28 protein-coding genes and 1 riboswitch are annotated in these 17556 nt (G+C 58.4%); of the genes, 13 read left to right on the forward strand and 15 right to left on the reverse strand.

Annotated elements, in window-relative coordinates; genetic code table 11:
* Positions 1-13: 13 nt before the first annotated feature.
* Entirely contained in the window at positions 14-367 is a 354-nt protein-coding gene (locus ACTOZL_RS06515; protein WP_482477381.1) for a helix-turn-helix domain-containing protein, read from the forward strand.
* A gap of 89 nt (positions 368-456) precedes the next feature.
* Here the strand turns inward: ACTOZL_RS06515 and ACTOZL_RS06520 are convergent, their stop codons facing one another.
* The 4 genes from ACTOZL_RS06520 to ACTOZL_RS06535 all read right to left on the reverse strand — a co-directional run bounded on the left by ACTOZL_RS06520 (position 457) and on the right by ACTOZL_RS06535 (position 1906).
* Positions 457-963 (reverse strand): shikimate kinase, encoded by a 507-nt coding sequence (locus ACTOZL_RS06520; RefSeq protein WP_482477382.1) that lies wholly within the window; start codon positions 961-963, stop codon positions 457-459.
* 38 nt (positions 964-1001) lie between these two features.
* Positions 1002-1280, reverse strand: a complete 279-nt coding sequence (locus ACTOZL_RS06525) for a translation initiation factor 2 (protein WP_482477383.1) — start codon at positions 1278-1280, stop codon at positions 1002-1004.
* A gap of 140 nt (positions 1281-1420) precedes the next feature.
* On the reverse strand, positions 1421-1567 hold the full coding sequence (locus tag ACTOZL_RS06530) for a hypothetical protein (protein WP_482477385.1): 147 nt from the start codon (positions 1565-1567) through the stop codon (positions 1421-1423).
* A gap of 132 nt (positions 1568-1699) precedes the next feature.
* A complete protein-coding gene (locus ACTOZL_RS06535; protein WP_482477386.1) occupies positions 1700-1906 on the reverse strand; it encodes a helix-turn-helix domain-containing protein in 207 nt (68 codons plus the stop codon).
* Between the two features lie 113 nt (positions 1907-2019).
* Here ACTOZL_RS06535 and ACTOZL_RS06540 point away from each other — a divergent pair, with 113 nt between their 5' ends.
* Positions 2020-2238 (forward strand): hypothetical protein, encoded by a 219-nt coding sequence (locus ACTOZL_RS06540; protein ID WP_482477387.1) that lies wholly within the window; start codon positions 2020-2022, stop codon positions 2236-2238.
* Positions 2239-2471: 233 nt separating this feature from the next.
* Here ACTOZL_RS06540 and rpsR read toward each other — a convergent pair whose 3' ends face one another.
* Genes rpsR through rpsF form a run of 3 tightly spaced genes read right to left on the reverse strand, consistent with a single transcriptional unit; the run spans position 2472 to position 3563 of the window.
* Positions 2472-2711: a 30S ribosomal protein S18 gene (gene rpsR / locus ACTOZL_RS06545; protein WP_482477388.1), complete on the reverse strand. Its 240-nt coding sequence runs from the start codon at positions 2709-2711 to the stop codon at positions 2472-2474.
* 36 nt (positions 2712-2747) lie between these two features.
* The gene (locus ACTOZL_RS06550; RefSeq protein ID WP_482477389.1) at positions 2748-3251 is read right to left on the reverse strand and encodes a single-stranded DNA-binding protein; all 504 of its coding nucleotides are present in this window, start codon (positions 3249-3251) and stop codon (positions 2748-2750) included.
* A 12-nt stretch (positions 3252-3263) separates the two neighbouring features.
* Positions 3264-3563, reverse strand: coding sequence for a 30S ribosomal protein S6 (gene rpsF, locus ACTOZL_RS06555; protein WP_482477390.1), 300 nt, complete (start codon positions 3561-3563; stop codon positions 3264-3266).
* A 188-nt stretch (positions 3564-3751) separates the two neighbouring features.
* On the opposite strand from rpsF, the gene spoVAC reads away from it, so the two are divergent.
* Positions 3752-4204, forward strand: coding sequence for a stage V sporulation protein AC (gene spoVAC, locus ACTOZL_RS06560; protein ID WP_482477391.1), 453 nt, complete (start codon positions 3752-3754; stop codon positions 4202-4204).
* Between the two features lie 62 nt (positions 4205-4266).
* On the opposite strand, the gene ACTOZL_RS06565 is transcribed toward spoVAC, so the two are convergent.
* Genes ACTOZL_RS06565 through ACTOZL_RS06575 form a run of 3 tightly spaced genes read right to left on the reverse strand, consistent with a single transcriptional unit; the run spans position 4267 to position 5111 of the window.
* The gene (locus ACTOZL_RS06565) at positions 4267-4566 is read right to left on the reverse strand and encodes a hypothetical protein (protein WP_482477392.1); all 300 of its coding nucleotides are present in this window, start codon (positions 4564-4566) and stop codon (positions 4267-4269) included.
* A gap of 16 nt (positions 4567-4582) precedes the next feature.
* Entirely contained in the window at positions 4583-4894 is a 312-nt protein-coding gene (locus tag ACTOZL_RS06570) for a YbjQ family protein (RefSeq protein ID WP_482477393.1), read from the reverse strand.
* The gene (locus tag ACTOZL_RS06575) at positions 4875-5111 is read right to left on the reverse strand and encodes a hypothetical protein (RefSeq protein WP_482477394.1); all 237 of its coding nucleotides are present in this window, start codon (positions 5109-5111) and stop codon (positions 4875-4877) included. The genes ACTOZL_RS06570 and ACTOZL_RS06575 overlap by 20 nt, the downstream gene beginning before the upstream one ends.
* A gap of 187 nt (positions 5112-5298) precedes the next feature.
* On the opposite strand from ACTOZL_RS06575, the gene ACTOZL_RS06580 reads away from it, so the two are divergent.
* On the forward strand, positions 5299-6150 hold the full coding sequence (locus ACTOZL_RS06580; RefSeq protein ID WP_482477395.1) for a DegV family protein: 852 nt from the start codon (positions 5299-5301) through the stop codon (positions 6148-6150).
* Between the two features lie 85 nt (positions 6151-6235).
* Here the strand turns inward: ACTOZL_RS06580 and ACTOZL_RS06585 are convergent, their stop codons facing one another.
* Both ACTOZL_RS06585 and ACTOZL_RS06590 read right to left on the reverse strand, forming a co-directional pair.
* Positions 6236-6634 (reverse strand): type II toxin-antitoxin system HicB family antitoxin, encoded by a 399-nt coding sequence (locus tag ACTOZL_RS06585; RefSeq protein WP_482477397.1) that lies wholly within the window; start codon positions 6632-6634, stop codon positions 6236-6238.
* A gap of 12 nt (positions 6635-6646) precedes the next feature.
* Positions 6647-6829, reverse strand: a complete 183-nt coding sequence (locus tag ACTOZL_RS06590) for a type II toxin-antitoxin system HicA family toxin (RefSeq protein ID WP_482477398.1) — start codon at positions 6827-6829, stop codon at positions 6647-6649.
* A 339-nt stretch (positions 6830-7168) separates the two neighbouring features.
* Between ACTOZL_RS06590 and ACTOZL_RS06595 the strand changes: the two genes are divergently transcribed.
* The 6 genes from ACTOZL_RS06595 (at position 7169) to ACTOZL_RS06620 (ending at position 13129) form a co-directional block, all read left to right on the forward strand.
* Positions 7169-8356: a hypothetical protein gene (locus ACTOZL_RS06595; protein WP_482477399.1), complete on the forward strand. Its 1188-nt coding sequence runs from the start codon at positions 7169-7171 to the stop codon at positions 8354-8356.
* Positions 8357-8544: 188 nt separating this feature from the next.
* Positions 8545-9699: a hypothetical protein gene (locus ACTOZL_RS06600; protein ID WP_482477400.1), complete on the forward strand. Its 1155-nt coding sequence runs from the start codon at positions 8545-8547 to the stop codon at positions 9697-9699.
* 84 nt (positions 9700-9783) lie between these two features.
* A complete protein-coding gene (locus tag ACTOZL_RS06605; protein ID WP_482477401.1) occupies positions 9784-10518 on the forward strand; it encodes an ABC transporter ATP-binding protein in 735 nt (244 codons plus the stop codon).
* A 13-nt stretch (positions 10519-10531) separates the two neighbouring features.
* Positions 10532-11284, forward strand: coding sequence for a DUF2705 family protein (locus tag ACTOZL_RS06610; protein ID WP_482477402.1), 753 nt, complete (start codon positions 10532-10534; stop codon positions 11282-11284).
* Between the two features lie 7 nt (positions 11285-11291).
* Positions 11292-12437 carry a sensor histidine kinase gene (locus tag ACTOZL_RS06615; protein WP_482477403.1) on the forward strand — a complete coding sequence of 382 codons (1146 nt, stop codon included), beginning with the start codon at positions 11292-11294 and terminating at the stop codon, positions 12435-12437.
* Entirely contained in the window at positions 12434-13129 is a 696-nt protein-coding gene (locus ACTOZL_RS06620) for a response regulator transcription factor (protein WP_482477404.1), read from the forward strand. The genes ACTOZL_RS06615 and ACTOZL_RS06620 overlap by 4 nt, the downstream gene beginning before the upstream one ends.
* Before the next feature lie 56 nt (positions 13130-13185).
* Here ACTOZL_RS06620 and ACTOZL_RS06625 read toward each other — a convergent pair whose 3' ends face one another.
* From ACTOZL_RS06625 to ACTOZL_RS06635, 3 genes are all read right to left on the reverse strand, one after another.
* On the reverse strand, positions 13186-13428 hold the full coding sequence (locus ACTOZL_RS06625; protein ID WP_482477406.1) for a hypothetical protein: 243 nt from the start codon (positions 13426-13428) through the stop codon (positions 13186-13188).
* A gap of 65 nt (positions 13429-13493) precedes the next feature.
* Positions 13494-14027: a hypothetical protein gene (locus ACTOZL_RS06630; protein WP_482477408.1), complete on the reverse strand. Its 534-nt coding sequence runs from the start codon at positions 14025-14027 to the stop codon at positions 13494-13496.
* Positions 14028-14365: 338 nt separating this feature from the next.
* A complete protein-coding gene (locus tag ACTOZL_RS06635; RefSeq protein WP_482477409.1) occupies positions 14366-14821 on the reverse strand; it encodes a hypothetical protein in 456 nt (151 codons plus the stop codon).
* A 170-nt stretch (positions 14822-14991) separates the two neighbouring features.
* Between ACTOZL_RS06635 and ACTOZL_RS06640 the strand changes: the two genes are divergently transcribed.
* From ACTOZL_RS06640 to dapB, 3 genes are all read left to right on the forward strand, one after another.
* Complete coding sequence (locus tag ACTOZL_RS06640) at positions 14992-15330, forward strand: helix-turn-helix domain-containing protein (RefSeq protein WP_482477411.1); 339 nt, start codon at positions 14992-14994, stop codon at positions 15328-15330.
* A 108-nt stretch (positions 15331-15438) separates the two neighbouring features.
* A riboswitch (Lysine riboswitch) is annotated at positions 15439-15617 on the forward strand.
* Positions 15618-15734: 117 nt separating this feature from the next.
* Positions 15735-16628, forward strand: a complete 894-nt coding sequence (gene dapA / locus ACTOZL_RS06645) for a 4-hydroxy-tetrahydrodipicolinate synthase (RefSeq protein WP_482477412.1) — start codon at positions 15735-15737, stop codon at positions 16626-16628.
* Positions 16629-16649: 21 nt separating this feature from the next.
* Positions 16650-17378, forward strand: coding sequence for a 4-hydroxy-tetrahydrodipicolinate reductase (gene dapB, locus ACTOZL_RS06650; RefSeq protein ID WP_482477413.1), 729 nt, complete (start codon positions 16650-16652; stop codon positions 17376-17378).
* Positions 17379-17556: the final 178 nt, after the last annotated feature.

The following is a 17556-nucleotide window of genomic DNA, read 5'->3' on the forward strand; positions in this document are numbered from 1 at the left end:
AGAGGTGGGGAAAATGGAGCTTGATTATCAGGCGATTGGGGTGAGGATCCGGCGGTTGCGGAAGGAGCGGGGGCTGACCCAACAGGCCCTGGCGGAGCGGTCCAATCAAGAGCCATCCAACGTCTCCCATATCGAGCGGGGTGCCACGAAGCTGAGCCTGCCCACGATGGTGAACATTGCCAACGCCTTGGAGGTGACGGTGGACGACCTGCTGTGCGACAGCCTGGTGGAGTCCAAGGATGCCTTCCGGCGGGAGGCCACGGAGCTTTTGGCCGATTGCAGCCATTGGGAGCTGAAGGTCATCACAAGCACCATGCGGGCCTTAAAGGAGAACTTGCGCACGGCGGGGGGGAAGCCCGTGCCGTGAATGTGCCGGAGTTGGCGCAAAAAAGACCGGGTAACCCCCGGTCTTTTCAGTGCGTCAAAAAAACGAAGCCTTTTTGACAGTCCGTTTGCTTATACATGGTTGGCTTCCAGCGCCGCCAACACCTGGGCTAAGCTGGCCTCAATGTCCTTCCCGCCGCAGTCCACGGTGATGTCGGCATATTGCTGATAGAGGGGGACCCGCTCCTGGTAGAGGGTTTGCAGGGTCTGCCCCGGTTGGAGCACCACCCCCCGGAGCTGTAGGTTCCCCAGGCGCTGGGCCAGGGGCTCGTAGTCCAGCTTCAAATACACCACCGTGCCCAGGGCTTTCAGGTGGGCCATGGCCTTGGGGCCATAGACCACGCTGCCCCCGGTGGCGACCACCGTCTGGCTGAGGGCCAGGGTGGCGCAGAGGCTTTCCTCCAAGTCCAGGAAGCCCTGGCTGCCCAAACTGCCAATGAGCTCCCGGAGGAGCTGCCCCTCCTGGGCTTGGATCAATAGGTCGGTGTCTACGAAGCCAAAGCCTAAGGTCTTGGCCAACAGGACGCCCAAGGTACTCTTGCCCACCCCGGGCATCCCGATGAGGATAACATTGTTCATAAACAGGGGCCTCTTTTCAAAGGATTCACCCTATTCTATCACAACGGCCAGGAAAAGAAAAGGGCCGCGCCCCACAAGGCGGAGGCCAGCCCACAGCCCAGGAGGGTAAACAGGATGGGCTGGATCATCCGCCGCCGCCGGCCCTGGGGGGTGTTTTGGAGGATGTATTCGTCAGCCACCTGGAGGGCCTGGCGCAGTGCCTCCCGTTCCGAAGAGGGGTCTGGGGCCACGGGCTCCCGGAGGAGAAAGATGGCCTCATCAATTTTGGGGGCGGGGGATTTTACAACGACCACTTGGCGGGTCACACCTTTTACCATAACTGCCACTCCCTTCCTGGAAAGTATGGGCAGGGGCGGGGCGGATTATACAAGGGGGAAGGGCCGGATAAAATGGAATGAAACAGATGAGAACAGCCCGCCGCGAGAATCTGTCCGCGGCGGGCTGTTTGTGGAATCGGTTAATCTTCCAGTGTCTTTTGCAGATTGTCCATGATCTCTTTCAGCTTAGCTTTTTGCTTTTCTGGATCGGTTTCCTGCTCCAAGTCTTTCAAATCGCCCAGCAAAAAGCGAACCCAGCTCTGGAATTGTTTGTCCGTCATACCCATGGTGTATGCCTCCTTTCGGGGCGTCGATGAAATGATCCTCTATTCTAATTATATCATTTCTCACAGGGCTTGTAAACGGCCTGTCTATAGGTGGGCTTGATTTCTATCCGTTATGATTTATAACCACCTTGGCTACTCCTGCTCTTCCACATACTCAATGATGTCCTCAACTTTACAATGCAGGATGCGGCAAAATTCATCAATGCTTACGGTTGATAACGGGAGCCCTTTGCGCATGCGGGTGAGACGGTTGCTGCTAATGTTGTATTTTTTAATCAACGTGTAGGTTGAGACGTCCCGTTCCTTGAGCGTATTCCAAAATGGCTGATATGAAATCATGGTATATTACCTCAAAACCCATTTTAATATATACGCTTCTTATTGACTATATACTATAAATAGCCTATAATGCTCCGTAGAAACGACCAATTCATGGGAAGGAGACAAATACAATGAGCATATTGGTGGAGATGGAGACGAAACAGTTGAGCGAGCTGCAACAGCACATGGACCAACTGGTGAAATATTATGAATCAGATGTAGCAGCCTTGGGCCGCATGGGAGAATTTGTCACAGGGGACGCCTTGAAGTCTTTGGAAGAGCTCATACAACTACGACTAAACCAATTAAACAGTGCCGACAGATTATGGGACATGCTAACACAAAAATAAGAAGCACAATACCGCCCCAAAACCCCCAAAAATGTCACGGCGAAGCCCGTGACATGCCCCCTACATATCCTTTCGCAGAAAAAAACACGCCGCAAACAACCCCGTTTGCGGCGTGAAAAAAGTAAAAGAAAAGAACAAACTCCCATTACCGAGCACATAAGCTGAAGGGTTATATAACCCTCCGTAACGAAATTAAAGTTCTTTTTGCTTCTTTTTCTTTCAAGAAAAAGAAGTTAGTCGGTGACGTAAGGCAACAGGGCGATCTGACGGGCGCGCTTGATGGCCTCCGTCAGCTGGCGCTGGTGCATTGCGCAGGTACCGGTGGTTCTGCGGGGCAGAATCTTGGAGCGCTCGGAGAGGAACCGGCGCAGCTTAGCGGAATCCTTGTAGTCGATGTGCTCGACCTTATCCACGCAGAACGTGCAGACCTTGCGGCGCTTCCGGCCGCGGGGACGTTCTCTATCCATAGCCATGGTGGCAAACCTCCTTAAATGATATGTGCTGCCAGATCAGAAGGGCAGCTCGCCGTCGTCGTCGGTGAGATCCGCGAATTGGTCGACGGCAGGGGGGGCGGCGTTGTAGCTGCCGCCAGATGGGGGCCCTCCCTGGGGGGCGTTGTAGCCACCGTGGCTCTGGGGGGCGTAGCTGCCGCCGCCCTGGGGCGCATAGCCCCCGCCACCGTCCCCATCCCTGCGGGAATCCCCAAAGTAGACGTTGCTGGCCATGACCTCTGTGGCGTAGCGGCGGTTCCCGTCCCGGTCGGTATAGTCCCGGGTCTGGAGTTCCCCCTCCACGATGGCGATGCGCCCCTTGGAGAAGAAGCGGGAGACGAACTCCCCAGTCTGGCGCCAGGCCACCACATTGATGAAATCCGCCTTGCGCTCGCCAGTCTCCCGGTCCTTATAGTTCCGGTCCACCGCGATGCGGAAGGAGGTCACAGCCACGCCGCTCTGGGTGTGGCGCAGTTCGGGGTCGGCCACCAGCCGGCCCTGGAGGAAAATCTTGTTTAACAAAGCAAGTCCCCCTTATTCGTCCTTGCAGACGATCATGGAGCGCATAACGCCCTCGGTGATCTTCATCACGCGGTCCATCTCGGCGGGAAGGTCGGGTGTGGACGTGAAGGTCATGAGGACGTAGTGGCCCTCGTTCAGGTCATTGATGGGATATGCCAGACGGCGCTTGCCCCAATCATCGACTTCAGCCACAGTGCCCTGCTGGCTTTCCACCAGAGTCTTGAACTTCTCGATCATTGCAGCGATGGCCTCATCCCCCAGAGCGGGGTCCATGATGTAGACCACTTCGTAGTTTGCAGTTACCTTTGCCATGGTTCTTTGCACCTCCTTATGGACTTAAATGCCCGCCGCCCGCAGCGGCGGAAAGGATGGCTTATCGAAATGTAGTGACATGGATAAGCTATACTATTATACCGAAAACCGGGGGAAAGTCAAGCTTTTTTTCAAAAACGCGACATAGCGCCGCCGGAGTGGGACATACTGGGAGGGAGGTGATCGTTTTGGATTTGGAAAAACTCAGCCAGAAGGAGTACCAGCAATATGTGGCTGGCAAGGCGAAGCCCTCCCCCATGGGGAAGGACATGCTGTGGGCGTTCCTGGTGGGGGGGCTGATCTGTGTCATTGGCCAGCTCCTGCTGGACGGCTACCGGCACGCGGGCCTAGGCCAGGAGGCGGCGGGGACAGCGACCTCCGTCACCCTCATCTTCGTCACCGCCCTGCTCACCGGCATCGGGGTCTTTGACAGCCTTGCCAAGCACGCCGGGGCGGGGACCTTGGTGCCCATCACCGGTTTTGCCAACGCGGTGGTGTCCCCGGCTATGGAGTTCAAACAGGAGGGCTTCGTTACGGGGACCTCGGCCAAGCTCTTCACCGTGGCGGGGCCGGTGCTGGTCTATGGCATCTCCGCCAGCGTGATCTATGGCGTTATCTTATGGCTGTCCCGCTTGGGCTGAAAAAAGGCTTCCGGGGAAGGGGAACCCTTCTTCGGAAGCCTTTTTGGCTGTGGAGCCGGGGTTTAATACTTTTTTACAAAGGAAGAGATCAGCGCCCGGCAGGTGTTCATTTGGATACAGTCATAGAACGCCGCTGTCACTTCTTTTCCCTGTCCCACGGTGGTGGCATTGTGGGCGTCCTCCTCCGTCTCCCAGAGGACGAAATCAGTCCAGGTCTTGTCTTGCAGGTAGTGTTCCCAAGAAATGAAACCATTGGCCTTGGAAATGACCTGGTCGTGGAGGGCTTGGGTCCGTTGGATGAAGGTTTCATCACTTACGTTTTTCTTGAGCTTGTAGGAAAATATCCATGCTGTTTTTGCCATGGGTGGGGGTCTCCCTTCAACGGAATTTTACTGCGGTTCCGTAGGCGATGACCTCGGCGGCCCCCTGCATCACAGCGGAGGAGGCGTAGCGGACGTTTACCACGGCATCTGCCCCCAAGCTTTCCGCCTCGGCGGTCATGCGCTTGGTGGCCAGGGCCCGGGCCTCGTTCATCATCTCGGTATAGGCCCCCAGTTCACCGCCCACCAGGGTCTTGAAGCTCTGGGTAATGTCCCGGCCGATGTTCTTGGACTGGATGGTGCTGCCCTTTACCAGGCCCAGCATTTCCAATTCCTTCCCGGTGATGTAATCAGTATTGACTAAGATCATCTTCTTCGCCTCCATTGATTTCTTTGATCCGATACCACGCTGCGATCAGTACCCCCAGGCCGCCGGCAAATACGAAGCCTTCCAGCAGGAGGAACATAGGCAGGGGCATGGGCAGGGTGAATGTGACGGCGTAGACCCCGCCGTAAACTGCCAGCACCAGGAGTATCCCTGCCACAGACAGCCATACCCCCAGCTTCTTCTTGGTACGGGTATCCATAAGGACAACGCCTCCTTTTTCCCTGTTGCTTCCATGATACCCTCCCGCCGGGGTGTTGTCAAGCCTGTAAGACTTTTCCAATTGGGCAAAATTGTCTCCTTGTCAAGTGAAGCCAGCTATGGTATAATGTCTTAATACTTAAAATACAAGGCGCAAATGCGCCACTTGAAATTGAGGGGCAATGATCTTGAAAACAGCGATTGTAGCCGACACCAACAGCAACCTCACCCCCCAGATGGCGGAGGAATTGGATGTAAAACTCATCCCCATGCCCTTTTTCATCGGCGGGGAGACCTATTTAGAGGGCTCCACCTGCACCCACAGCATGTTCTTTGAAAAGCTCCGGGAGGGGGCGGAGGTGTTCACCTCCCAGCCGCCGCCGGAGCAGATTACCCACCTGTGGGACCTGCTCCTGAGGGACCACGACTGCATCCTCCACTTCCCCATGTCCTCGGGGCTCAGCGGCTCCTGCCAGACCGCGAAGGCCCTGGCCAAGGACTACGACGGGCGGGTGCTGGTGGTGGACGACCGGCGCATCTCCATAACCCTGATGCAGTCCATCCGCAACGCCCGCACCATGCTGGGGCAGGGGATGGACCCAGTCCAGGTCCAGCGGGCCCTGGAGGCGGAGGCGGCCCAGTCCAGCATCTACCTGGCGGTGAACACCCTGGAATACCTGCGCAAAAGCGGCCGGGTGACGGCGGCAGCGGCGGCCATGGCGGCGGTGCTGCACATCAAGCCCGTGTTGCAGATCCAAGGGGGCAAGCTGGACGCCTATAAAAAGGCCCGGGGGATGGGACAGGCCAAGAAGGTCCTGATCCAGGCCCTGAAGGACGATTTGCAGACCCGCTTTGCGGGGATGAAGATGGTGGTCTATTCCGGCTATACCGGCGGGGACCCCGCCTATGGGGAGGCCTGGCAGAAGGAAGTCCAGGCGGCTTTCCCGGACTATCAGGTGGGCCTGACCAGCCTGCCCCTGAGTGTGTGCTGCCACACCGGCGAGGGTGTGCTGGGCGTGGGCTGCGCGAAGGTTTGGTAAAATGGAAAAAGAGGAGGGAACCCTTGGGGCGTTCCTCCTCTTTTTTGGATGGACTGGTAGTGGTTGCTGTGTGGTTTCGCAATGGTTATTGCGCTTTTTGATAGAGATCAGTCAATGCTTCTGTGAGCAATTGGGAGAAATTCACCTTTTGTGTTTCCGCAAAGGTGTTCAGCCAAGCGGGAATGGTCAGGTTTTTGCGCACAGCTTTTTTTCCATACTTCTCCGCGTAGGCATCCATGTCCAGGGTCAGCAAGCTGACAAAGCCGTTATCATCGGGGTGGATTGCGTGGATGGGGCTGGCTGGGGGGGCTGCCCGTCCCGCTTCCAGTTCGTCCAGGACCCATCCGCTGGCGGCGTCCTCTCCCATCAAGATGGCATCGGCTAGGGTGTCGCCCTCCGTCACGCAACCGGGAAGGTCGGGGACTTCGACAGTATAGCCGCCTTCCTCACAGGGATAGAATACGGCAGGATAAACCAATTTCATAAGAAAACCCTCCTATTTCAATCCTGCTTGTTTCAAGATCGTATTGGCAGTTTTGATTTTTATATCGCCCTTATGTTGCGGGATGGTGATTTTTCCCTCTTTTTCCCGATGCTTGAATTGTTTGTGCGACCCTCTGCTTTCAAAATAATACCAGCCGTCAGCAAGAAGTAGTTTTTCCAACTGGCGTGCAGTCATCCCTTACCACCGCCTTTGTCTTACTATTATATACGTATGATGCGCGTTCGTCAACAGCGAAATAAGGGCATTCTTGTGGGTGGCCATGGTCCTTTTGCCAGATTTCTTTTGTTTTTAACGCAAGATTGACGTATACTTGTGAGGAAGGTAAACAGTTTGACTTCACGGGCACATGGGGGATATGATTTTGTGTGCGTCCCCCTTCACGAAAGCTTCTCCCTTTTTAATGAAATTTTAAGAGATGCTGTATTTTTTCTTCAGGACTTCCGTGCTATACTCAAAGCATCCAAGCAATGCGCAGGCGACGTTTGCATATCGCTGGGAAAAGGAGGAATCCCAATGAAGAAACGAAAACTGACGGCTTGCCTTTTGGCGGGCGTGCTGGTCCTGGCGGTGTCCGCCGGGGCGGCCTATGGCAGTGTGAATGGCTACACCGCCTATAAGAACGGGGTGAAGGCCCTGGTGAAGGAATGCAACAACGTGAGCTTGGCCGGCTCCGTGCGCATCTCCATAGACGGCAAGGAAGTGGTGAACAGCAGGGAGGAGCTGATCACCGACGGGGCCAACCAGGCTACCCACACGTGGGAGGGGACGGGCGACCAGCCCAGCTATGAGTCCCACTCTGTCACCATCAACGGCGTGAACACCTATTACAGCTCCGGCATGGAGCCCCAGACCTACCGCACCCATGAGGTGCCCAAGACGGAGGTGACACCGATGATTGATCTGTTGGGAGAGGATGCCGACGAGCTAGAGCGCCGGTTGACGACCTTCCTGGAACTGGCCGCCGACACCATGATGGGGGACTTGAAGAACAACTTCGTGGACACCGGCAAGGAAGATGGCGTGAGCCGCTATCAGGTGAACATCTCCAAGAACCAGGTGCCCGCCCTCATCAACGCCGGCCTGTCCCTGATAGCCTATTCCGAGGCCACCAGCACCAGCGAAGAGGTGGTCTATGAGAACTACCATCAGAGCCTAATCGCCTTTTATGAGAGCGAGACTGGCAGCGCCATTTCGGAAGAGCTGTGGGAGAACTATGTGGACGGTTACAACGGCGACTGGGTGAAGGCCAACCAGGAGGCTGTGAAGGCCTATGACGTGGTCCAGCAGAAGTACGCCGATGCCCTCTTCGATGCCCTCCATGAGCAGGGCGGCATCCTCTACGTCAGCAAAGACAACCAGCAGACCCGGTACGAGAACAAGTACGACTTCTACGAGGCCCACCCGGAAGAATATATGAACAACTGGGAGGCCCTCATTGGGGAGGACTTGAGCCTGGAAAACGTGGATTGCAGCTTCGGGGTGGACGGCCAAGGCCGCCTGGTGGAGAACAGCATCACCGTGAACTTCACCACCGTGGACGCCAAGGGCCAGAGCCACGCCCTGTGCTTCACCGGGAGCCTCACCGCCAAGGACTACGGCTGCGCCACCGTGGAACCCCTGGACGTCACCGGCTGGCGGGATGTCACCCAGGAGGACGGCACCAAGGCGGTGGACACGGTAAACATGGACACAGCAGCATAAAAACATTCCCCAGATGTGAGGAATACGAGAAACAAAGGAGCCAGATATGGGGAAAATGGGAACAAGAATGCTCTATCTAATGGTAGGCGTGCTGATCCTGGTGGCATCCGCCAGGGCGGCGTTGGCAGCAAGACGGAACCGGGACATGGTCCGGGTTCCCAGGTAAGGATAAAAAGGAGGAAAACAACATGATGAAACGGAAATTGACGGTCTGCCTGGTGGCAGGAGTGCTGATCCTGGCGGTGTCTGCCGGGGCAGCCTTTGGCAGCGTAAACGGTTACGCCGCCTACAAGAACGGCGCCAAGAAGCTGCTGTTGGAGACGGACAACGTCACCCTCAAGGGCAGCTATAGCATCTCGGTGGACGGCCAGGAGCTGGACAAGGTGAGCGCCTCCTATGCCAAGGAGGGCAAGAACTGGGACAGCCGCAGCAGCAAGCAGATCCGGGGGGAAGCCTATGAGACCGTGGATGTGATGCACAACGGCGTCAATAGCTGGTACAGCAGCGACATGGAGCCCAACACCTATTACAGCTACAAGAGCGACAGCCCCGGCGATACCAGCCTGTTGGGCATCGACCAGGACAGTGAGCTGGAACAGCGCATGGTGACCTTCCTGGAACTGGCCGCGGACACCGTGGTGGGGGATTTGAAGAACAACTTCGTGGCCATCGGCAAGGAGGATGGCGTGAGCAAGTATCAGGTGGATATCTCCAAGAGCCAGGTGCCCGCTGTGGTGAATGCCGGCCTGTCCCTGATGGCCTATAGCTCCGCCTCTGTCAGCGCCAACAGCAGCTATGTTGTTTGGGAGGACCAGGAAGCGACCATGGCAGCCTACTACCAGGAGAAAACCGGCAGCGCCCTCACCCAGGAGCTGATTGACAACTATATCGACGACTATAACGAGGAGTGGGCTGAGGCCAACGAGGACCTGGTCGATGAGTACAACGAGGTCACCGGGGAGCTGTATGACAAGTATTATGACATGCTGGAGGACAAGGGCGACACCGGCGTCCTCTATGTCGCCGCCGACGGCAGCACCACCCACTACACCAGCGAGAAGGATTATTTCGCGGCCCATCAGGAGAGCGAGGACGCGGCGATCCGCCTGAACAGCTTCCTGGGCGAGGACATGGCCCTGGAAACCGTGAGCTGCACCTTCTCTGTGGACGACCAAGGCCGCCTGACGGAGAACAGCCTCACCGCCACCTTCTCCACCAAGGACATGGAGGGCAAGGACCACAGCCTGACCCTTACCGCCAACGTCACCGCCAGCGACTACGGCACCACCAAGGTCCAGCCCCTGAACCTGGACGGCTGGACGAACCTCAGCCAAGACGACTGACTGACATTTGATATCTCATGATCCGGGGATTCCCTGGGGGCAGCTCTGCCCCCAGGGGCTTCCTGCGCGAAAGGAGCTTGCAGCGTGGAGACGATCCTATCATTGGAGCATTTTTCTAAACTTTACCGCAACGGCCGGGGGGCCAAGAACATCAGCTTCCCTGTGGAGCGGGGCCAGGTGGTGGGCCTGCTGGGCCCCAACGGCTCTGGAAAGACCACCATCATGAAGGCCATCACCGGCCTCACCACCCCCACCGAGGGGAAGGTGGAGGTGTTCGGCGCGGATATCACCCGTGACCGGGAGGGTGCTTTGGGCAAGGTGGGGGCCCTCATTGAGCAGCCCGCCCTGTACGAGAGCCTCACCGCCTGGGACCACCTGACCATGGCGGCCCGGTACTACCCCCAGGTGGACAAGGCCCGGATGGAACATGTGCTGCAATTGGTGGGCCTGGGGGCCTATGCCAAGGAGCGCTGCGGCCGCTTCTCCCTGGGCATGAAGCAGCGCATGGGCTTGGCCCTGGCCCTGCTGTCCGAGCCGGAATTGCTGGTGTTGGATGAGCCCACCAACGGCCTGGACATCGAGGCCACCATTGAAATCCGGGAGATCATCATTGCCCTGGCCAAGGAGAAGGGGGTCACCTTCCTGGTGGCCAGCCATTTGGCCTCGGAAATCGAAAAAATGTGTTCCCACGTGCTGGTGCTCTATGAGGGGGAGATGATCTCCTTCGACACCAAGGAGGAAGCCCTGCGGCTGCATCCCTCCTTGGAAGATTACTTCCTGGACAAGGTCCGGGAGAAAAAGGGCCCTGTGGTGCTGTGAGGAGGGAAACGGGATGCAACAGTTTATTGCCAACTTGAAAAACGAGGGCTTCAAGCTCGCAAAACGAAAGAAATATTGGGTGTTCCTCATCCTGGGCTGCGCCGTCTCCATGGCCAGCGCCCTGCGGCTGCTGATCGCCAACTATATCACCGACGGCATGGTCTCCCGGGAGTCCATCTTGGGGGGATTGATGAACTCCAACCTCTTTTTCGTGATTATCTTCTTCCTGCCCCTCATGGCCATCATGGCCTCCTGCGACCTGTTCGTGGGGGAGGAGTCGGACCACACCATCCGCTTTTCCCTGATGCGTCCGGTGCGCCGGGAAAAGCTGTTTTTCTCCAAAGCCCTGGCGGTGTTCCTCCTGTGCGCCATTGACCTGGCGGTGATTTTCGTGGCCACTACCCTCACCCAGCTGATCCTGGGGGGGGGCACTGGGGGCATTGCCTCCAGCTTTGGGGCCTGTGTGCTGGACCTGGTCCCCCTGGCGGTGCTGGTGCTGTTCTTCGCCCTGGTGAACCAGTTGGCCAAGAGTTCCAGCTTGACGGTGCTGCTGTGTGTGGTGCTGTACTTAGGGCTGGTGGCCCTGGGCACCTACCTGCCCTCTGTGGGCGGCCTGGTGTTTGTGGGCTACCTGCGTTGGCACAACCTATGGATCGGCACCACCCTGCCCTTCCTGCCCATGCTGTCCCGGATCGGGCTGCTGGCAGGCTACGGCCTAGTGTTCGCCTGCGGCGGCTACTTACTCTTCGAGCGGAAGGAAGCGTAATCAAACCATGTACAAAAAGATCACCCTCCGCCAGCGATTCCTTCAGACCGGCCTGTTGATGCTCCTGCTCTCCCTGCTCATCGGCGCCGGCCTGAGCGTCACGCTCCTGGTGCTCTTTTCCGCAAACAACCCCCGGGGGGAGGAATTCCTCTATACCCTCCTGCGGCTGTTGGCGGGCCAGCTGGAAGGCCCCGGGGGGATGCTGCCCTATATCATCCTGGGGGCAATCCTGCTGTGCCTGGCGGTGGCCATCGTGTGCGTGGCCCTCACCTCCCGGCTCACCGGGCGCCTGTCAGCGACCCTAAAAACCCTGCGCCAGGCGGCGGACAACCTGCGGGTGGGGGACTTGAACTTTGAGATTTTGAGCTGTCCCGAGCGGGAGCTGGATGAGCTGTGCCAGTCCTTGGAGAGCATCCGGCGGCAGATGAAAGAGGCCGCCGCCAAGCAGGCCCGGGCCCAGCAGGAGCGGGGCTTGCTGATGGCCAACCTCTCCCATGACCTGCGCACCCCCATCACCGTCATCAAGGGCTATGTGGAGGGGATCAAGGACGGCATCGCCGCCACCGAAGAGAAGCGGGCCCATTATTTGGAGACCATTTACAACAAGACCTTGTCCCTGGAACAGCTGGTGGGGGACATGCGGGACTTTTCCGAATACGAGCTGGGACGGATGCAGTACCAGTTCGAGACAGTGGACCTCACCGCCTTTTTGCTGGACCTCTCCGAGGAGTACCGCTTGGAGCTGGAAGGGGCGGGGATGGGCTTCCGGGCCCAGCTTCCGGACCGGCGGGTGCCGGTGCTGGCGGACCCCCGGAAGCTGAAACGGGTGCTGGACAACCTGATCTCCAACGCCGTGAAGTATGGCCGTCCAGAGGGGGGCGTGGTCCTCTCTGCCCAGCGCTACCAGGGCGGGGTGATTGTCCAGCTGTCGGACAACGGCAAGGGCATCAGCCCCCAGGCCATGGAGCATATCTTCGACAGCTTTTACCGGGAGGACACCGCCCGGAGCAGCAAGGTCCCCGGCAGCGGCCTGGGCCTTGCCATCTGTAAAAGTATCCTGGAGAGCCACCGGGGGAAAATTTGGCTCACCAGCCGGGAGGGGGAGGGCACCGATGCCTTCCTCTACCTACCATTGACAAAGGAGGCCGTGTGATGAATATCCTCATCATTGAAGACGACCAGAGCGTGGGGGAGCTGGAACGGGACTATCTGGAAATGAGCGGGGGCTTCCACTGCACCCTGTGTACCGACGGCACCGTGGGCCTCCAAGAGGCCCTGGCAGGGGATTGGGCCATGGTCATTGTGGACGTGATGCTCCCCGGCCTCAGCGGCTTTGAAATCTGCCGCCGCCTCCGGGAGGAGAAGGACGTGCCGGTGATGATTATCTCCGCCCTGGCAGACGACATCGACAAGGTCCGGGGGCTAGGCTTGGGGGCGGACGACTACATTACAAAGCCCTTTAGCCCCAGCGAGCTGGTGGCCCGGGTGAAGGGCCACATCCAGCGCTATCAGCGCCTGGTGGGGGGCCGGGAGAAGCCCAAGGAAGGGGTGCTGCACATCCGTGGCTTGGAGATCGACCGGGCCGCCCGGCGGGTGTGGGTGAATGGCCGGGAACAGACCATGACCGGCAAGGAGTATGACCTGCTGCTGTTCCTGGCGGAGAACCCCGACACTGTGTTCTCCAAGGACCGTCTCTTCAGCCGGGTCTGGGGCACCGATGCCTGCGGGGACCCCTCCACGGTGACGGTACACATTAAACACATCCGGGACAAAATCGAGACCAACCCCGACCATATCCAGTATATTGAGACGGTCTGGGGGGTGGGCTACCGCTTCCGGGGATAACGCCCCCATAATAAAAAAGCCCTCCGGCGACCTACCTGTCGCCGGAGGGCTTTCCCTTATGGTTTCTTCGCTTTCTTCGCCGCCTGGCGGCGGGCCTGCTCCTTGTTCACTTCCTCCTCCATCCAGAGGAAGAAATCCAGGCTGTCCATGTCGTGGGCTGGGGGGATGCGGGGGGTGCCGTCGTCCGCTTCCGGGGCGGCGTCCACTTCCCCCTCCTCGCCCAGGTCCATGAAGCCCAGGGCCGCCAGGTCAAAGGCGTCGGCGGGGAAGAGCTGGTCCTCGTCGGGGAATTTTGCCATGGTGGGGGTGCCTCCTTGTGAGAATGAATCTTCTGGGACTAGGATACCACAGCTTGGGGGGATTGTCACGGGTTTTCGCTGGCAGCTTCGGGGGCGGCGTTTGGGTGCTGGGTCTGGAAGTAGTAGGCCACAACGCCGTTGAGGGTTTTGGATTCCTCCCAATAAAGGGTAATGGCATAGATGTAGTTGCCTGCGCTCAGGTCCAGGAGCTGTACCACCGTATCTTCGCGGATGTCCACCCGGATGGGCAGCGGCGTCCCCTCCGGCTGGGCACCCTGTGCCAGGGCATCTGCATCCCAACGACAGACGGTGACCCGGTCCGGGTTACCGACAAATTGCAGGGCGACAGCGGGGGCTTTGATGGATGGCATGTTCTCCCGGCATTGCAGCGGGTCGCCGCCGCAGGCCTCTATGTGCTTTGCGCTGCGGCTTCGGGATGGATAAAACCAGGCATACGTGCCCAGCATGGCCTCCACCGCGTTGCCGTTATCATGCAGGTAAAGCGGGGGAGGTGGAGTGCCGGATGCTTCGGCACTGGCGCAAGCGGTCAAAGCCAAAGCACAGGCCATCGCAGTGAGAATCGCGAGCCATGTCTTCATGTTGCGCACCTCCTTTGCTCATTTTGCTTAACCATACCACAATTTCGATGAAATGTCACGGATTTGCGTAGTTTTATGTTACTTCTTGTCCCTTAGAGAGGCTTGTGGTATACTGGTGGCAGGAAAAACGGAAATGCCCTGCCAGTTTTTGGCCTGTCCCAGATCTCCAAGGGCCAGACCACCGCAAAGCTGCTGGTGTCCGGGGTCTTGGCCGCGGGGGATGCGGGGAAGGCCTGGGTGTGTGAGGACTGCGGAAGCAAATTTTAAGAGATGGAACCACCAAAGCGGCCTCCAGGACAGTTGCCTGGAGGCCGCTTTTCAGACGGTTGAAAAGGGTTTCACTTTTTTGGTGTAGCCGCCATCCCCTGCTCAGGCAGCGCGTGGTAGTGGATCACCACCTGGGTATCCGCCGGAACCCACCTGCCTGGGGCATACGCTGTGTCCCCGCCGACGGAGACGGCGTCTACGTCCCCCTCTGTGTGCCCGTGGATGGAGATGGGTTCCACCTGGCCGTCTTTTGTGATACACTTGGTGACCAGGTCTGGCAGGGGCTGGGCCTGGATGCTGGTGAAGCCGCATTGCTTAAATTTTTCTATCACCTCTGTGTAAGGCTTCCCCACAAAGGCGTGGGAGGGGGCGGGGACCCAGGCCTCCCCTTGGTGCGCCGCCTGGATGAGCACCCGCAGCAGGGCCAGGCAAATAATACAGGCCACAACAGAGCATAGTAGGATACAGAGGTATTTCTTCACGGGTTTCTTCGGGTTGAACCGCGTATAGCTGCGGGAATATGCCATATCCTTCCCCCTCACTGTGCCGGCAGTTTGTGTCGTTTCATTCTACTTTTGCTGAAAAATAGAATGATATTCTATAAAAATAACATGGCAGGATTCTTTTGTCAATATTCAGGCTGGAATTCGATTTTTCTCCTATAATAAGCGTCAACAAAGTACAGGAGGGACTCTGTTTGATTGGCGAGAGATTATATGACCTCAGAAAAGATGCGGGCCTCACCCAGGATGAACTGGCCGCGATCCTGAATATCAACAAGCACTCCATCTCCTCCTATGAGCGGGAAAAGAGTGAGCCCCCGGATGCCATCAAAATCGGGATTGCGAAGTATTTCCACGTCTCGGTGGACTATCTGCTGGGGCTGACGGATGACCCCAACGTCTACAGCACCCAGAACAATATCCTGCGCCTGCCCAGCAAGCTCCCCGCCCAAGCCCGGGAGAGCATCCAGGACTACGCCAGCTATCTAACCCACAAATACCTTTCCAGCGACCAGAGCGCCACAAAAAAGTGAGCCGTCCACCCCAGCTTTTTTGCAAAAGATAGACAAATTTCCGCGATATGCAATAAAAATCCAAATTTCCCTTGACAAATGAATGAAAATGCACTAAAGTATGTGCAAACCAGAGATAGAGGTAGCGCTTCGCCAAGAGTAACCGGTGCCAATGCCTTGCAGGGCAGGGCCGGGGAAAGGGGCTGGCGCCGAAGACGGTTCCTGCTGCAACGGGGGCCGGGCTGGGCGGACAAACTAAGAGTTGTCCGACTGTCGCAAATGAACATTTGCGGAGAGCTATCCTTGATATAATATGCGCCTGCTGTGGTGCTGTCTTATGATCAAGCGTGCTTTCTCCGAAGCCTGCTTGATTTTTTTGGTTTTTATCGGGCAGTACATCTTAAATTTTGCAGGAGGAACGAACGATGAAGCCCCAAACCCCCATTTTCCAAGGAATTGCCACCGCCCTTGTCACCCCCACCACCCCCCAGGGCGTGGACTATGACCGCTTCGGCACCCTCATCGACTGGCAGATCGCCCAGGGCATCAACGGCCTGGTGATCTGCGGCACCAGCGGCGAGAGCTCCACCCTCTCCGACGACGAGCACCGCCGGGTGATCGCCTATGCCGTGGAGCGGGTCAACGGCCGGGTGCCCGTGATCGCCGGCACCGGCAGCAACGAGACCGCTTACGCCATGGAACTCACCAAGAGCGCCTGCGCCGACGGGGCGGACGCTGTGCTGGTGGTGACCCCCTATTACAACAAGACCACCCAGAAGGGCCTGGTGGCCATGTACAACGCCATCGCCGATGTCAGCACCAAGCCCGTGATCCTTTACAACGTCCCCAGCCGCACCGGCATCAACATCGAGCCCGCGACTTATGCTGCCCTGGCGGACCATCCCCGGATTGCCGCCATCAAGGAGGCCAACAGCGACATCTCCAAGATTGTGGAGGCCTTCTCCCTGGTGGGCGACAAGCTGGATATTTATGCCGGCAACGACGACCAGATCGTCCCCATCCTGGCTATGGGGGGCAAGGGCTGCATCTCCGTGCTGTCCAACGTGATCCCCGCCCAGACCGTGGCCATGGCAGACAAGTTCTTCGCCGGGGACCTGGCGGGCGCTGCCAAGCTCCAGTGTGACTTTATGCCCCTGGTGCGCTCCTTGTTCTGTGAGACCAACCCCATCCCCGTCAAGGCCGCTATGGCTGCCATGGGCTATTGTGAGAACTACCTCCGCCTGCCCCTGGTGCCTATGGAGGAGGATCATTACCAGACCATGCTGACGCGGATGCGTGCCCTGGGTATCCAGGTCTAAGCGGGAAGATTGGAGGATTTTATGGAAGTGATCGTCAACGGCGCCCTGGGGCGCATGGGCCGGCAGGTGTGCCACCTGCTGGAAGAGGACTGCATCCCCGTGGCGGCGGTAGACCGGGCCGGGGGCAGCGGCATCTATCAAAACCTGTTCGACTATACAGGCAGCGCCGACGTGGTGATCGACTTCTCCAACCACGCCGGGGTGGGGGAACTGCTGGACTACTGCAAGGCCCGGAAACTCCCCCTGGTGGCGGCCACCACCGGCTACACCCCGGAGGAATTCGCCCAGCTGGAAGAGGCCGCGAAAACCATCCCCATTTTCCAGTCCTATAACATGTCTGTGGGGGTGGCCCTGCTGGCCCGGCTGGTGAAGCAGGCGGCGGCCATCTTCGGGGGCTGCGACGTGGAGATCATCGAGGCCCACCACAACCGCAAGGCCGACGCCCCCAGCGGCACCGCCCTCCTCCTGGCAGAGGCGGTGCGGGAGAAGCGGCCAGAGGCGGAGCTGGTGCTGGGCCGCTCCGGCCAGGGGAAGCGCGGCCCCAACGAGATTGGCATCCACGCCCTGCGCATGGGCAACGTGGTGGGGGAGCACGAGGTGATTTTCGCCACGGACAACCAGACCATCTCCCTAAAACACCAGGCCCATGACCGGGCGCTCTTTGCCGAGGGTGCCCTCACCGCCGCCAATTTCATCGTGAAACAGGCCCCCGGCTTCTACCACATGGACGACCTGCTGGGGCCTGCCTGAGCCATACGCCACCGAGAGAGAAAAAGAGAGGGAAGTATCATGCTGTATGAACATCTGGGGGTCAACGAGAAGGGCCACCTGACCATTGGGGGCCTGGACGCCACGGCGCTGGCAGAGGAGTTCGGGGCGCCCCTGTATGTCCTGGACGAGGACCGGGTCCGGGCCAACTGCCGCCGCT

This window comes from Evtepia sp., from assembly GCF_056797215.1.